15 protein-coding genes are annotated in these 14,284 nt (G+C 71.6%); 4 read left to right on the forward strand and 11 right to left on the reverse strand.

The annotated features are described in order from the left end of the window. Positions 1-6 precede the first annotated feature (6 nt). The 6 genes from ACLQ26_RS24750 to ACLQ26_RS24775 form a co-directional block, all read right to left on the reverse strand. The gene (locus ACLQ26_RS24750) at positions 7-672 is read right to left on the reverse strand and encodes a hypothetical protein (protein WP_425746710.1); all 666 of its coding nucleotides are present in this window, start codon (positions 670-672) and stop codon (positions 7-9) included. 71 nt (positions 673-743) lie between these two features. Then, complete coding sequence (locus ACLQ26_RS24755; RefSeq protein ID WP_425746711.1) at positions 744-1,604, reverse strand: hypothetical protein; 861 nt, start codon at positions 1,602-1,604, stop codon at positions 744-746. Positions 1,605-1,693: 89 nt separating this feature from the next. Further along, on the reverse strand, positions 1,694-2,296 hold the full coding sequence (locus ACLQ26_RS24760) for a DUF4178 domain-containing protein (RefSeq protein WP_425746712.1): 603 nt from the start codon (positions 2,294-2,296) through the stop codon (positions 1,694-1,696). A 186-nt stretch (positions 2,297-2,482) separates the two neighbouring features. Further along, a complete protein-coding gene (locus ACLQ26_RS24765; protein WP_425746713.1) occupies positions 2,483-2,863 on the reverse strand; it encodes a hypothetical protein in 381 nt (126 codons plus the stop codon). 102 nt (positions 2,864-2,965) lie between these two features. Beyond that, a complete protein-coding gene (gene clpB, locus ACLQ26_RS24770; protein WP_425746714.1) occupies positions 2,966-5,557 on the reverse strand; it encodes an ATP-dependent chaperone ClpB in 2,592 nt (863 codons plus the stop codon). A gap of 86 nt (positions 5,558-5,643) precedes the next feature. After that, complete coding sequence (locus ACLQ26_RS24775; RefSeq protein WP_425746715.1) at positions 5,644-6,285, reverse strand: TetR/AcrR family transcriptional regulator; 642 nt, start codon at positions 6,283-6,285, stop codon at positions 5,644-5,646. Between the two features lie 86 nt (positions 6,286-6,371). On the opposite strand from ACLQ26_RS24775, the gene ACLQ26_RS24780 reads away from it, so the two are divergent. After that, the gene (locus tag ACLQ26_RS24780; RefSeq protein WP_425746716.1) at positions 6,372-7,508 is read left to right on the forward strand and encodes an epoxide hydrolase family protein; all 1,137 of its coding nucleotides are present in this window, start codon (positions 6,372-6,374) and stop codon (positions 7,506-7,508) included. A gap of 135 nt (positions 7,509-7,643) precedes the next feature. Here ACLQ26_RS24780 and ACLQ26_RS24785 read toward each other — a convergent pair whose 3' ends face one another. Then, positions 7,644-8,741, reverse strand: coding sequence for a WD40/YVTN/BNR-like repeat-containing protein (locus tag ACLQ26_RS24785; protein WP_425746717.1), 1,098 nt, complete (start codon positions 8,739-8,741; stop codon positions 7,644-7,646). Positions 8,742-8,771: 30 nt separating this feature from the next. On the opposite strand from ACLQ26_RS24785, the gene ACLQ26_RS24790 reads away from it, so the two are divergent. The 3 genes from ACLQ26_RS24790 (at position 8,772) to ACLQ26_RS24800 (ending at position 11,123) form a co-directional block, all read left to right on the forward strand. Then, positions 8,772-9,272 carry a cation:proton antiporter regulatory subunit gene (locus ACLQ26_RS24790; RefSeq protein ID WP_007454242.1) on the forward strand — a complete coding sequence of 167 codons (501 nt, stop codon included), beginning with the start codon at positions 8,772-8,774 and terminating at the stop codon, positions 9,270-9,272. Positions 9,273-9,277: 5 nt separating this feature from the next. Continuing rightward, positions 9,278-10,483 (forward strand): cation:proton antiporter, encoded by a 1,206-nt coding sequence (locus ACLQ26_RS24795; protein ID WP_425746718.1) that lies wholly within the window; start codon positions 9,278-9,280, stop codon positions 10,481-10,483. Positions 10,484-10,691: 208 nt separating this feature from the next. Next, the gene (locus ACLQ26_RS24800; protein WP_266247753.1) at positions 10,692-11,123 is read left to right on the forward strand and encodes a hypothetical protein; all 432 of its coding nucleotides are present in this window, start codon (positions 10,692-10,694) and stop codon (positions 11,121-11,123) included. A 324-nt stretch (positions 11,124-11,447) separates the two neighbouring features. On the opposite strand, the gene ACLQ26_RS24805 is transcribed toward ACLQ26_RS24800, so the two are convergent. The 4 genes from ACLQ26_RS24805 to ACLQ26_RS24820 all read right to left on the reverse strand — a co-directional run bounded on the left by ACLQ26_RS24805 (position 11,448) and on the right by ACLQ26_RS24820 (position 14,265). After that, positions 11,448-11,615: a hypothetical protein gene (locus ACLQ26_RS24805; RefSeq protein ID WP_425746719.1), complete on the reverse strand. Its 168-nt coding sequence runs from the start codon at positions 11,613-11,615 to the stop codon at positions 11,448-11,450. A gap of 141 nt (positions 11,616-11,756) precedes the next feature. Continuing rightward, positions 11,757-12,197 (reverse strand): heat shock protein transcriptional repressor HspR, encoded by a 441-nt coding sequence (locus tag ACLQ26_RS24810; protein ID WP_030332087.1) that lies wholly within the window; start codon positions 12,195-12,197, stop codon positions 11,757-11,759. A 30-nt stretch (positions 12,198-12,227) separates the two neighbouring features. After that, positions 12,228-13,415, reverse strand: coding sequence for a molecular chaperone DnaJ (gene dnaJ, locus ACLQ26_RS24815; protein WP_363681046.1), 1,188 nt, complete (start codon positions 13,413-13,415; stop codon positions 12,228-12,230). 91 nt (positions 13,416-13,506) lie between these two features. After that, on the reverse strand, positions 13,507-14,265 hold the full coding sequence (locus tag ACLQ26_RS24820) for a nucleotide exchange factor GrpE (protein WP_425746720.1): 759 nt from the start codon (positions 14,263-14,265) through the stop codon (positions 13,507-13,509). Between the last annotated feature and the right edge of the window lie 19 nt (positions 14,266-14,284).

The raw sequence follows: 14,284 nt of genomic DNA on the forward strand, positions 1-14,284 counted from the left end.
GGGTCCTCACCTGGGCGGGTACTGGTGCGTGGCGGGCGGCTGCGGGGGCTGGTGCGGTGCGGGCGGGAACGCCTGGGGGGCGGGCGGCGCGGTGGGTGCCGTCGAACGGTGTCGACCGAACCAGGCGTTCGCCGCCGGCAGGGTCAGCAGCGTTGCTACCACAAGGTAACCGAGGGCCTGCCCGACCGAAAGCCCGGCGTTGAGCGGAATCCACCAGGACGGGTAAGCGTCCGCGATGAGGCCGAGCAGCTCGGCGGTGGCCCGCTCGTCCGCGCCCAACCGCAACGGCGCGGCCCGCTCGCCGACGAGCACCGCCACGCTGCAGCAGCCCGCGAGCAAGCCGAGCCCGCAGACCACCCAGGCTGCCACCCGCACGCCGCGCCGACCCGTCAGCAGCCCGAGGGCCAGGCCGGCGAGCACGGGCGCGGAGAGGGCGGCCACCACCGCGGTCAGAACCGCCGACGCGCGCAGCAGGGTCACCACGTCGTCGATCTGCTGCGAGCTCGCCGAGGTGTCACGAGCAGCAGCCCGGAACGCGTCCACGGTCCGGCCCAGCACCGTCAGGTCGACGACGGCGTACGCGAGTGCGCCCACCGCCATCACCAGCAGCACGGTCGAGGCCAGCAGAACTACGGCGGGCCGGCGCGGCGGTGCCGATTCGGGGTACGACACGACGAATCCCTCCGGTAGGCGTCGGGTGCAACCTACTCGGAGGGATCGTCGGCGTCGTGCCTATCCAGCGGTCAGCTGGTCGACGGCGGGGTCGGTCCGGGGCGGTCGCCCGGCGGCGTGTCGTCCGGCCGGTCGGTGCCGGACGGGCCCGACGGCGGCGCGGACGGCGGCGTGCCCGGCTGCTCCGATCCGGGTGCCTGACCCGGCGTCGACGGGTAACCCGGCTCGCCACCGGACGGGTAACCCGGCTCCCCGGTCGACGGGTAGCCCGGCTGGCCGGGAGCCGACGGGTAGCCGGGCTGGCCGGAAGCCTGCGGGTAGCCCGGGTAGCTGGCGCCGGGGGTCGGGGGCTCCCAGGCCGCGGCGGGCTTGCGGAAGAACTCGTTCGACTTGGGCAGTGCCAGCAGGATGAGCGCCGCCAGCAGCGCGAGCAGGCTGATCACGCCGAGCAGGATGCTGACCGGGGTGATCCAGGACGGCAGCGCCTCCTCGAGGCGGCGCCGGACCTCGTCGCCGCTCGGCATGTCGCCGCCGCTGTTACCACCGGTGGCGAAGCTGCCACCGCCCGCGCCGTTGAGCACGTTCCCACCCGTGCAGCAGACCATGATGGCGCCGACGATCCAGGTGGTGATGCGCGAACCGTTGCTACCCCGGTTGTTGAACATGGCCAGCACGGCCAGCACGACCGAGAGCAGCACCACGAGAATGCCGGCGCCCAGGGCGAACGCGAAGACGAAGTCCGCCACCTGGTCCGCGCCCTCGGTGGTACTGCTCGAGTAGGCGTCGCGGAGCACGTCGCGGGTCTTGCCGATGGTGGACAGGGTGACGATGAGACTGATCACCTGGCACGCCAGGAACAGGTAGAGCAGATAGCTGGAAATCGATACGGTGGATGGCCGCTGACGGGCCGGCGTGCTCTGGGAATCGACCACGATTCTCCTTCCCTAGATCGGGCACACACCGTATCGGCAACCGGCCAGTCCGGCATGCCGTGCCGAACGCGGCGCGTACGTCGGGTCGCTCAGCGCCCGTCGTCGGTGGGTCGGATCGCCAGGTTGGCGGGGTCGAGCAGGTCGCCACGGGCGACCCGCCAGCCCTCTTCGCCATACGCCTCGAAGGAGAGCCGGGCGTTCCCACCCGACTGGTAGTCGTGATAGCGCATCGTCCCGGCAGGCGGCAGGCCGGTCTCGCCGGTGGCGGTGTAGCGCGCCTTCCCGGTCTCGGCCCAGGTGTACCGCAACCCGCCCAGGTCGATGGTCGGGGCACCGGGGGTGACTGTCGCGCCGGGCTCGGCGGTCCACAGCACCAGTTCCAGCTCGGGGCCGCCGTCGCCCTCGACGGAGAGTCGGTGTGGCGTGCCGGAGGCGTCGTCGAGGAGGTGCTGCACCCAGCTCCAGTCCCCCTCGACCAGGCGGATGGTGCCGCTCACCACGTACTCCCGCTGGCCGATCCGCACGCGATCACCAGGCGCCAGTCGGTGGGCGCCGTCGCGGGTGGGCCCGGTGGCCGGCGGCACGCCGGTGGGCCGGGCCGCGGCCCGCCGCCGGGTCCGCACGACGATCACGAGCACGACCACGATGAGTACGACAAACGCCGCCACCAGGTACGCAAGCGCCCCGTCCACCCGACCACCTCCCCAGGTACGTCGGCGCAGACGGTAACAACCTCGCGCACCGAATTGAGTCGTGTCGTGACCGAAAGCTCAGCTACCGACGGCAGCCGACGTGTCGCCCGGCGTGGTCATTGTGGATGCCCGGATGCGGCGTGCTCTGTCACGCCGGCGCGGCCGGCGGATGGTGTCGCGGCAGGGTCACGCCGCCGCGAGTCGCTGGGTGGCGTAGTCGCCGAGGGTGGAGCGCCCCATGACGCAGCCGACGAAGGTGGTGAACTCGGTGCGGTCGTCCCGCAGCGACGTCCACGCCGCCCGGGCCGCCGCCGGGTCGGCGCGCTCCAGCAGCGTCGCCGCGTACGCCCGGCCGGCGGGTGAGCCCTCGGCGAGCAGCCGGTCGAGCTGCCGGCGTACCTCCTGGGGGTGGTCGTCGAGCGCGGCCTCGACCCGGTGGTACGCCTCGGTCACGGGCAACGTCGCACCCGCGATCCCCACCCCACCGAAGGCGAGCGTGTCGGCGACTACCAACTCGTCGACAGCCGCACGAAGGTCCCGCTCCCAAGCCGCACGCATCCCGAACATGCCCCAACCCTTTCCCTCCCCGCCCACCTCTCACCCTGTTGATCAAGAGGTTTGCGCCATGAGAAGACGTCCCGATGACGCAAACCTCTTGATCACCGTAGGTCAGGCCGGGGTCACCGTCAGGGACTTCGATCCCGGGGTTTGGTCGACCTTCACCGTGTTGCCGTCTCGGATTGCGCCGCTCAGCAGGGCCTTTGCCAGCTGGTCGCCGATCGCGGTCTGGACCAGGCGGCGCAGGGGGCGGGCACCGTAGATCGGGTCGTAGCCGTGCTCGGCGAGCCAGTCCCGAGCGGAATCGGTGATCTCCAGGCCGAGCCTCCGGTCGGCCAAGCGCCGTCGCATCCGGTCGAGCTGGATGTCGACGATGGAGCGCAGGTCGTCCCCGCGCAGCGCGGCGAAGACCACGATGTCGTCCAGCCGGTTGAGGAACTCCGGCTTGAAGTGCGACCGCACCACGGCGAGAACGCCTTCCCGGCGCTGCTCCTCGGCCAGTGTCAGGTCGCTGATCACCGACGATCCGAGGTTGGACGTGAGGATCAGGATCGCGTTGCGGAAGTCCACCGTACGGCCCTGCCCGTCGGTGAGCCGACCGTCGTCGAGCACCTGGAGCAGGATGTCGAAGACGTCCGGGTGGGCCTTCTCCACCTCGTCCAGCAGGATCACCGAGTACGGGCGGCGGCGCACCGCCTCGGTGAGCTGCCCGCCCTCCTCGTAGCCGATGTACCCGGGTGGGGCACCTACCAGGCGGGCCACGGAGTGCTTCTCGCCGTACTCGCTCATGTCGATGCGGACCATCGCCCGCTCGTCGTCGAAGAGGAACTCGGCGAGCGCCTTGGCCAGCTCCGTCTTGCCGACACCTGTCGGGCCGAGGAAGAGGAAGCTGCCCGTCGGGCGGTCCGGGTCGGCGACACCGGCCCGTGCCCGGCGTACGGCGTCGGAGACCGCGCCCACGGCCTCGGACTGGCCGACCACCCGGCCGCCCAGCGACTCCTCCATCCGCAGCAGCTTGGCCGTCTCGCCCTCCAGCAGGCGGCCGGCCGGGATGCCGGTCCACGAGGCGACCACCGCGGCGATGTCGTCCGCGCCGACCTCCTCCTTGAGCATCGCGCCGTCGGCCTGGAGCTGGGCCAGCTCCTCCTCGGCCTGCTTCAGCTCGACCTTGAGGGCCGGGATGCGGCCGTAGCGCAGCTCGGCGGCACGCTCCAACTCCCCGTCCCGCTCGGCCCGCTCGGCCTCGCCGCCCAGGCGCTCCAGCTCCTCCTTGGCGGTGGAGAGCTTGGTGATGTGGCTCTTCTCGGTCTGCCAGCGCTCGGAGAGCACGGTGAGCTGCTCACGCTTGTCGGCCAACTCCTGGCGCAGCCGCGCCAACCGCTCGGCGGACGCGGCGTCCGGCTCCTTGGCCAGCGCCATCTCCTCGATCTCCAGCCGACGGACCGCCCGCTCGATCTCGTCCACCTCGACCGGCCGGGAGTCGATCTCCATCCGGAGCCGGGACGCGGACTCGTCGACCAGGTCGATCGCCTTGTCCGGCAGGAACCGGTCGGTGATGTACCGGTCGGAGAGCGTCGCGGCGGCGACAAGCGCGGCGTCGGTGATCCGGACGCCGTGGTGCACCTCGTAGCGCTCCTTGAGCCCACGCAGGATGCCGATGGTGTCCTCGATCGTCGGCTCGCCGACAAGCACCGGCTGGAAGCGCCGCTCCAGCGCCGGGTCCTTCTCGATGTGCTCGCGGTACTCGTCAAGCGTGGTCGCGCCGACCATCCGCAGCTCACCGCGGGCCAGCATCGGCTTGAGCATGTTGCCGGCGTCCATCGAACCCTCGCCCTTGCCGGCGCCGACGACCGTGTGCAGCTCGTCGAGGAACGTGATGACCTGCCCGTTGGAGTTCTTGATCTCCTCCAGGACGGACTTCAGCCGCTCCTCGAACTGGCCCCGGTACTGAGCGCCGGCGACCATCGCGCCGAGGTCCAGCGAGACCAGCTTCTTGTCGCGCAGCGACTCGGGCACGTCGCCGGCGACGATCCGTTGGGCGAGACCCTCGACGATGGCGGTCTTGCCGACGCCGGGCTCACCGATCAGGACGGGGTTGTTCTTCGTACGTCGGGAGAGCACCTGGATGACCCGGCGGATCTCCGAGTCCCGACCGATCACCGGGTCGATCTTGCCGTCGCGGGCGCTTGCGGTCAGGTCCACGCCGTACTTCGTGAGGGCCTGGTAGGTCTGCTCCGGGTCGGCGGTGGTGACCCGCCGGTCCCCGCCGCGCACGGTCGGAAAGGCGGCGACCAGGGCCTCCTCGGTGGCGCCTGCCGACTTCAGCGCGGCGGACACCGCGCCGCCCACCTGGGCCAGGCCGGCGAGCAGGTGCTCGGTGGAGGTGTACTCGTCGCCGAGCGGCCTGGCGATCTGCTCGGCCGCGCCGATGGCGTTGACGAACTCCCGGGCCAGGGTGGGCTCGGCGATGCTGGAGCCCCGCGCGGCAGGCAGGGCGTCGACAGCACGCTGGGCGGCCCGGCGCAGCTCGGCGGGGTCGGCCCCGACGGCGCGCAGCAGGCCGGCGGCGGTCGAGCCGTCGGTGTCCAGCAGGGACAGCAGCAGGTGCCAGGGCTCGACTGTGGCGTGGCCACGCTGGTTGGCAAGCGCGACGGCGCCGGTGATGGTCTCGCGGCTCTTGGTGGTGAGTCTTTCGGTGTTCATGGGCTCCCCCGGATCGGCGTTGTCCACTGGGTTGGACACAACCAGAGTTGAGCGTATTCCACTCAACCCTACCGCTGTGACGCCCATCACTCCCGTAGGCGCCACCGCCAGTCGAACTCCCCGGCCGCCGGGGGCGGGCCGGGCAGCGGATCGGAGTCCGCCGCCGTGGACAGCCCACCCAGCAGCACGGCGAGTTGCCGGCGGCGTAGCTGACGGGTCCGCTCCGGATCGGGCACCCGCACCGCCGCGCACGCCTCCAGGACCAGCCCCAGATCCTGCACGACCACGTCCGCGCGCAAACGCCCACTGGCGTGCGCCCGCTCGACCAGCACGGTGGCCAACTCGCTGGCGCGCAACGCGTCCCGGCCCATCTCCTCGGTCGGAGTGAAGGTGCCGGCCAGATGGACGGTGAGCGAGTGCACGTCGGCGTCGACCACCCCGGTCAGGAACCCGGCGAACGCGGCCCAGTCGTCCGGCTCGGCGAGCGCCTCCTCGGCCACGGCGAGGTAGCGGCGCAGCCCGTCGTGGCAGAGCTGCCGCAGCAGGGCCTCCTTGCCCGCGTACCGCCGGTAGAGCGCGCTGATGCCGACGCCGGCTCGGTCGGCGACGGCGGCGATCGGCGCCTTCGGATCGTCGAGGAAGACCGCGCGGGCGGCTTCGAGGATCACCTCGTCGTTGCGGGCGGCCTGGGCACGGCGGCCGGCAAGGGGCCTGGGGGACGTTGACATGTCTTCAGCCTAACAGTGGAACGGATCGTTCCGCTCTGCTACTGTCATTGCAGAACGAAACATTCCGTTCCGAAGGAGAGTTCGAGATGACCGGCACCGCGATCCGTCCGTTCCGCGTCGAGATCCCGCAGACCGCCCTCGACGACCTGGCCGCCCGCCTCGGTCGCACGAACTGGCCCGCCGCGCTGCCCGGCACCGGCGACGCGTACGGCATGAGCGACGACCGGGTGCGGGCGCTCGCCGACAGGTGGCGGGACGGGTTCGACTGGCGGGCCGTCGAGGCTCGGCTGAACGCCCACCCGCAGTTCGTCACCGAGATCGACGGCGAGCAGATCCACTTCCTGCACGTCCGGTCGTCCCGCCCCGACGCCACAGCCCTCGTGCTCACCCACGGCTGGCCCGGCTCGGTGCTGGAATACCTCGATGTGATCGGCCCGCTCACCGAGCCGAGCGACCCGGCCGCGCCGGCCTTCCACCTGGTCATCCCGTCGCTGCCGGGCTTCGGGTTCTCCGGCCCCACCCGCAGCGCCGGCTGGAACCGCTTCCGCACCGCCCGCGCCTGGGCCGAGCTGATGAACCGCCTGGGGTACGACAGCTACGGCGCCATCGGCAACGACGCCGGCTCGATGGTCGCGCCGGAGCTGGGCCGGATCGACGCCGAACACGTCCTCGGCGTGCACGTCACCCAGCTCTTCTCGTTCCCGTCCGGCGACCCGGCCGAGTTCGCCGGGCTGTCCGAGGCGGACCAGGCGGCGCTGGGGCACCTCCAGTGGTTCTACGAGAACAAGTTCTCCTTCAACCAGGTGCACAGCCAGCAACCGCAGACCCTGGCGTACGGCCTGGCCGACTCGCCCATCGGGCTGCTGGCCTGGAACGCCCAACTCTTCGACGAGAGCCTGGACGACGACTTCGTCCTGGCCAACGTGGCGCTCTACTGGTTCACCGGCACGGCCGCCTCGGCGATCCGGTTCTACTGGGAGGACGCGCACGCCGGTGAGCAGCCGTCCGAGCCGACCACGGCACCTACCGCGCTGGCCATGTTCCCCGGCGACTTCCAGTCCATCCGCCGCTTCGCCGAGCGGGACCACACGAACATCGTCCGCTGGACGGCGTACGGGACGGACGTCGAGGGCCGCGGTGACGTCGGCGGTCACTACGCCGCCCATCAGGCCACCGACGTCCTGGTCGGCGACATCCGCGAGTTCTTCGCCAGCCTCCGCTGACCGGTCCGCGCCGTCGGTGCCCGCCCCGCTCACCCCGGGCGGGCACCGGCGTGTCGGCCCTAGATCCACTCGACTTCCTGGAAGTCGCGGTATCCGGGCCACCGCGACACCGCGATTTACAGGAAGTCGAGTGGATCAGGGGTTTTCGAGGATGATCTCCGTCCAGCGGCGCTCGGCCACCTGGCCGACGCCGAGCAGGATGCCGCCGTCCCCGCGGGCGGCCACGATCGTGCCGTCGGTGAGCACCGACAGGTTTCGGTCGGGGCCGATCGGCCAGAGCAGGTCCGTGTAGCGACCGTCCCCGACCGTGCCAGTGCCCGTGCCTCCCGAGCCGGTCACCGCGAGCAGCCCGCCGCCGATCGGCACAACGGATTGGATCAGCGGCGGATGTCCGTCGGCCCGGATCGGATCCCACCCCCGGCCCAGTCGCCAGAGCGCCGGAAAGGACCTACGGTCCGGCCGCTCCCCGACCAGCCATCCCGTCCCGTCCCGATCGACCACGGCCCGCAGGACGCCGACGGGCCCTTCGGGTGCCGGCACCGGAGTCTGCTGCCAGGTCCGCCCCCTGTCGAACGAGACCGCCGCGTGCGGCTTCCCGTCCTTCTCCCCGGCCGCGACCACCAGCAGGCCGTCGCCCGCGTCGACCGTGTTCATTCCGGGTACGCGCGGCTGGGTGGCCAGCGGGTGCAGCCGCTGACCGTCCCACTCGCCGACCTGACCACTGCCCTCGATCAACTGAAATCGACCCTGCGCGCCGACCCACTGCCGCGGTGGCCCGTCGGGCGTGTGCGTGAACGAGGTACCACCGTCGGTCGAGGTCCACCAGCCGTGCGGCTCACTCAACAGCGTCAGCACCCCCGGCGCGGCGTAGAGCTGGTGGTTCTTCGCCTCCGGGTGGGGATGTCGCAACTCCCGCCAGGATCGTCCGCCGTCATCGGTGGCGAAGACCCACGCCGGACAGTCGTCGTCGAGCGACGGTTCGCCGCAGCTGGCGAAGAGGGCGTAGCCGTGCTCGGCGTCGACGAACTCGACGTACGGCGGGTCGTACCGTTGCGGAACGGCGACCCGGACGCGGCGGATCTCCGCGACGGCGGCCGATGGAGACGGCGCGGTGAGGGTGGCTCGGGACGACGGCGCGGTAGGTGGATTCCGGCGGACGTCGCCGATCGAACACCCAGCTAGCAGGGGTACGAGCAGCAGTACCACCGCCCGACCTGATCTCCGTCCGATCATCGGCGTCTCCGAAGCGGTAGCCTTGCCCGGGTGCGAGTACGTGTGGAACAGACTGCCTTACCTGGCATCGGAGTGCGCCACGATCTGGTGACCGAATCCGGCCGTCGACTCGGCGTGGTCTCCCATCGCAACGGTCGTCGTGATCTTGTCCTCTACGACCCGGATGATCCCGACTCCTGCCAGGCGGACATCCCGCTGACCGACGACGAGGCGGAGGCGCTTGCCGACATCCTCGGCGCGTCGCTGATGCTCGGTCAGCTCTCCGGGCTGCGCGAGCAGGCTGCCGGTCTGCTCACCGAGCAGATCGCCATCCCGGCGGGGTCGCGGTACGTCAACCGGATGCTCGGCGACACCAAGGCGCGTACCCGCACCAGCGCCTCCATCGTGGCGGTGCTGCGCGACGGCACGGTGAACGTGTCGCCCGAGCCCTCCTTCCGCTTCGCGGCCGGTGACGTGGTGGTAGTGGTCGGGACCCGTCAGGGTCTCGACGGCGTGTCCGCCATCCTCGCCGACAGTGACCCGGACGGCTGAGGCGGATGCACGATTTCACCACACTGCTCATCGAAGTCGGTGCGCTGCTGCTGTTGCTCGGGCTGCTCAGTCGGCTGAGCCGGCGCATCGGCCTGTCGCCCATTCCGCTCTACCTGCTCGCCGGGCTCGCCTTCGGGCACGGTGGGCTGCTACCCCTCGACGCCAGCGAGGAGTTCTTCGCGGTCGGCGCCGAGATCGGCGTCATCCTGCTGCTGGTGATGCTCGGCCTGGAGTACTCGGCCAACGAACTCGTCGGCAATCTCCGCTCGGCAGCACCGGCCGGCCTGATCGACGGGGTGCTGAACGCGTTACCCGGCGCCATCTTCGCCCTGCTGCTCGGCTGGGACTGGGTGGCCGCCCTGGTGCTCGGCGGCATCACCTGGGTCTCCTCGTCCGGGGTCATCGCCAAGGTCCTCGCCGACCTGGGTCGGCTCGGTAACCGGGAGACCCCGGTGATCCTCTCGGTGCTGGTGATCGAGGACCTGGCGATGGCGCTCTACCTGCCGCTGGTCACCGCCGTCCTGGCCGGCACCGGCCTGCTCGGCGGTGGCATCGCGCTCACCGTCGCGGTGGGCACGGTGCTGATCGTGCTCGTGGTCGCCATCAGGTACGGCCACCTGATCTCGTCCGCCCTGTCGGCGAAGGACCCGGAGGCGCTGCTCCTCGGCGTACTCGGTCTGACCCTGCTGATCGCCGGCCTCGCCGCGTCGCTCCAGGTGTCGGCGGCGGTCGGCGCGTTCCTGGTCGGCATTGCCCTCTCCGGCCCGGTGGCGCACCACGCCACCGAGTTGCTCTCGCCCCTGCGGGACCTGTTCGCGGCGGTGTTCTTCGTCTTCTTCGGCCTGACCACCGACCCGCAGGACATTCCGCCGGTGCTGCTGCCGGCGCTCGCGCTGGCCGTTGTCACCATGGCGACGAAGACGCTCACCGGTTACCTCGCGGCCCGCCGGGTCGGTATCGCCGAACCCGGTCGCTGGCGGGCCGGCCTGGCGCTCGTACCCCGAGGGGAGTTCTCGATCGTCATCGCCGGGCTCGCGGTCGCGGCCGGCAGCGTCGAGCCGCGGTTGGCCGCGCTCGCCGCGACGTACGTCCTGATCACCGTGGTTACCGGGCCGATCCTGGCCCGGCTGCCGGACTTCCCGTGGTTCAAGCGGTGGCTGCGCAACCGCGCGGCGGCCCAGCGTCGGGACCCGGTGCCGATCCACGACTGACGCGCACCGCCGCTGCCGTACCCCTTCGGCGCGGCAGCGGCGGTGGCCAGGACACCCGAACGGCCGTTCGGGGCGGCCCGGCCGGCGGATGCCGAATTGCTCCCTGCGGGTACTACCGCAGCCCTCGGCGGCGGGTTACCGTTTCGCCCCAGCAGCCACGGTCCGCAGGCAGCGTTGCCAGACGCGGGCGAGAGCGGAAGGTTGGCCGGTGAGCGTGCAGGAGTCGACGTTCCACGGCTTTGCCAACCCCGTCGATCCGACGCCGGCGGAGTTGCGAGCCTGGGCGTTCCAGCCCGATTCGGTGCCGTTGTCGTCCATGCCACCCGACTGGGACCTCCTGGTCTCCGGGGACCGCCTGGTGCTGACGCTCTTCGAGCTGGCGATGGACCCGACCTGCCCCGCGCGGCGCTTCGCGCTGCACTGCCTCTACATCTACGCCGCGGACGGCATCCGGACGAACTTCCGCGCCCACCCCAAGCGCCGCTTCCGCAAGCTGGTCGAGCAGGCCGAGCGTGACGGCGACGAGCTGATGAGGATCTGGGCGCACAACGGCCGCGTGCTGCTGGCCCGACCCGATCTCTTCGTCTACCGGGACTGGTGCGAGGGCGGCCTGGTCCGCGAAAACCGCCGCCTCGGCTGAGACCGGGGGATCGATCCGCCCTTGGTCAACTCGCCTTCCCGGAAACCGGGCTTTCCCGCTTAGTCGGACACCACGACTTCCGGGAAACCGAGTGGATCTAGGCGAACGGGCCGGGACCCCCGCCGCGGCACCCCTGCGTCCCGGCCCGCACCAGCTAGGCGAACGGGCCGGGACCCCCGCTGCGGCACCCCTGCGTCCCGGCCCGCACCAACTAGGCGAACGGGCCGGGACCCCCGCCGCGGCACCCCTGCGTCCCGGCCCGCACCAACTAGGCGAACGGGCCGGGACCCCCCGTGGGTCCCGGCCCGCACGTCGGCTACCGGATCAGTCCTGCTTGCGCTCGGTCTCGGCTCGGCGGTGGTCGCCGTCGGACTCCTCGGCGAACCGCCCCTCGATGATCCGATCCCGGAAACTTCCCTCGGTCACCCTGTCGAACTTCTCCCGGACGGTGTCGGCCAGGTCTTCCAGCCGGTCCTCCGTCTGCTGGGCCACTTTCTTCGCAGGCTCCGCCATCGCTCCCCCAACCGCGCCGATAGGCCCGAATTAAGGCGATAGGACCCGTATCGACAGGCTAACGGAAACGGCCTGGCCCGCGCCGGAAAATCCGGCACGGGCCAGGCCGAGGAAACAGGGTCAGCGATCGGGTGTACGGCGGGGACGCCACACCACCAGCGCGGTGGACGTACGGTTGGTCGGCACCAGATCCCGGCCCGGGAAGCGGGCCAGCGACTCCAGCTCGGCCACCCGGCGGTACGCGGCGTCCAGCTCCGCCTCCAGTCGCGCGACCCGCTGCTGCGCCTGCTCCAGCAACCGTTCCAGCCCGATGATCCGCTTGACGCCGGCCAGGTTGATCCCGTCGTCCTGGCTGAGGCGCTGCACCTCGCGCAGCAGCACCACGTCCCGGACGCTGTACCGACGGCCACCGCCGGCAGCCCGGCCGGGCTGCACCAGCCCCAGCCGGTCGTACTGGCGCAGGGTCTGCGGGTGCATTCCCGCCATCCGTGCCGCCACCGAGATCATGAGCACCTTGGCCTCGTAGGCAGGGTCACCCGAACCGAGGAACTCGCCCGACATCCCGCTCACCTCCGCGTCCATCCCACCGGACTAACCGACCCGACGCACCCGGGCGTCGAGATGTTCCCGCGCCGCCGGCGGGCTCTGCTCGGCGAACGCCTCAAGCGCCGCCCGCGCCTCGTCGGACAGCCGGGCCGGCACCACCACGTCCAGGGTGACCAGCAGGTCACCGGCCTGCCCGTCGCGACGGACCACACCCTTGCCCCGGGCCCGCAGCACCCGCCCGCTGGGCGTGCCCGGCGGAACCCGCAACGTCACCGCGCCGTCGAGCGTGGGCACCCGCAGGTCCGTGCCGAGCACGGCCTCCGCGTAGGTCACCGGCACCGTCAACGTCAGGTCGTCTCCGGTACGCCCGAACAGCTCGTCCGGCCGGACCTTGACGTGCACGAACAGGTCGCCGGCCGGACCACCACGCTCACCCGGCTCACCGCGCCCGGCCAGCCTGATGCGCTGACCGTCGGCCACACCGGCCGGAAAGCGCACGTTCATCGTGCGGGTCTTGGTCACCCCGCCGCTGCCGTGGCACTCCGGGCACTTCTCCTCCACCACGGTGCCGACGCCCTGGCAGTTGCCGCACGGCTCGGAGAAGCTGAACGACCCCTGGTTGCGGGTGGTGACCCCGGCGCCGTGACAGACCGGGCAGGTACGCGGCTGGGTGCCGGGCTTGGCGCCGTTGCCGTGGCAGGTGTCGCAGACGCCGGGGGCGCGCAACGTCAGCGGCAGGGTCACCCCGCGCACCGCGTCGCCGAAGTCCAGGGCCACCTCGGTCTCCACGTCCCGGCCGCGCGCCGGACCACGCGGAGCGGCCTGCCCACCGGCCTGCCCGCCCGAGAAGATCGAGCTGAACAGGTCCTGGAAGCCGGCCCCGCCGAAGCGGCGGTCACCGCCACCGGCGGCACCACCACCGAACAGGTCGGAGACGTCGAACGGCATCCCGCCCGGCTGGCCGCCCGCCCGGGCGTTACGCCGGAACGCGCCCGAACCGAACAGCGACCGCATCTCGTCGTACTCCCGGCGACGGCCGGCGTCCGACAGCACGTTGTACGCCTCGGACACGGCCTTGAACCGCTCTTCGGCCTTCGGGTCACCCGGGTTGTGATCCGGGTGCGATTCCCGGGCCAGCTTGCGGTACGCCTTCTTGATGTCATCCGCGGAGGCGGCCTTGTCCACGCCGAGCACGGCGTAGAAGTCCTTCTCGAGCCAGTCCTTCGAACTCACCGGTCCACCACCTCCTCCTTCCGACCGTCGTGGCCCGGCCGTCCCGCCCACCGCTGTGCGGGGGACGGGACGGCCCGGTCACCGTCTCGCACTATTCCGGATCCGCGACCGCTACCAGCGCGGGGCGCAGCAGCCGCTCACCGAGCTGGTAGCCGCGTCGCATGACCTGCACGCAGGTCGGCTCGCTGACCTCGGCCGAGGTCTGGTGCGCGACCGCCTCGTGCCGGGTCGGGTCGAACGGGTCGCCCTGCTCGCCGAAGGCGTTCAGGCCGAACTTGCCCAGCGCGGTGGTGAGCTGTTCCGCCACCGTTCCGAACGGCCCGACCAGGTCGCCGTGTTCCCGGGCCCGGTCCAGGTCGTCGAGGATCGGCAGCAGCGCGGCCAGCACCGAGCCGGTCGCCTGCTCCTGCACCAGGCTGCGGTCCCGGTCGACCCGCTTGCGGTAGTTGGCGTACTCCGCCGACACCCGCTGGACGTCTCGGGTGCGCTCGTCCAGCTCGGCCCGGAGCGACTCCAGCTCGGCGCCGAGCGACGTGCCGACACCACCGCCGTCCACCGGCTGCGCCGGGGCGTCCACCACCGGCGGCCCGGACGGCTCCGGCCCGTCGGTGGCGTTGACCTCGACCTCGATCTCGTCGACCACGACCTCGGCGTCCTCGACGAGGCCCTCGGCCGGTGCGCCGGTCTCCGCGTCCGCGGCGGTCCCCTCCGGCTCCGACGTGTCGGTGAGCTTGCGGTTGTTGCGGATGACGACCCGCTCCCCGTCGCCGGTGGCCGGCTCCGTGGGCGCGGAGCCACCCGGCGTCGACCCGGTGTCGCCCGGGTCGGCGGCTCGTGGCTTCTGCGTCATGCGGCTACCTCATCCCCTT

It is taken from the genome of Micromonospora sp. DT43 (assembly GCF_049841645.1).
GTDB lineage: Bacteria > Actinomycetota > Actinomycetes > Mycobacteriales > Micromonosporaceae > Micromonospora.

What these genes read in the sequence shown, in the direction of transcription:
- ACLQ26_RS24765 (WP_425746713.1), bottom strand. Translation starts at nt 2,863, where the DNA reads ATGTTCGGGATGCGTGCGGCTTGGGAGCGGGACCTTCGTGCGGCTGTC.
- clpB (WP_425746714.1), bottom strand. Translation starts at nt 5,557, where the DNA reads ATGAACACCGAAAGACTCACCACCAAGAGCCGCGAGACCATCACCGGC.
- ACLQ26_RS24775 (WP_425746715.1), bottom strand. Translation starts at nt 6,285, where the DNA reads ATGTCAACGTCCCCCAGGCCCCTTGCCGGCCGCCGTGCCCAGGCCGCC.
- ACLQ26_RS24780 (WP_425746716.1), top strand. Translation starts at nt 6,372, where the DNA reads ATGACCGGCACCGCGATCCGTCCGTTCCGCGTCGAGATCCCGCAGACC.
- ACLQ26_RS24785 (WP_425746717.1), bottom strand. Translation starts at nt 8,741, where the DNA reads ATGATCGGACGGAGATCAGGTCGGGCGGTGGTACTGCTGCTCGTACCC.
- ACLQ26_RS24795 (WP_425746718.1), top strand. Translation starts at nt 9,278, where the DNA reads ATGCACGATTTCACCACACTGCTCATCGAAGTCGGTGCGCTGCTGCTG.
- ACLQ26_RS24810 (WP_030332087.1), bottom strand. Translation starts at nt 12,197, where the DNA reads ATGTCGGGCGAGTTCCTCGGTTCGGGTGACCCTGCCTACGAGGCCAAG.
- ACLQ26_RS24820 (WP_425746720.1), bottom strand. Translation starts at nt 14,265, where the DNA reads ATGACGCAGAAGCCACGAGCCGCCGACCCGGGCGACACCGGGTCGACG.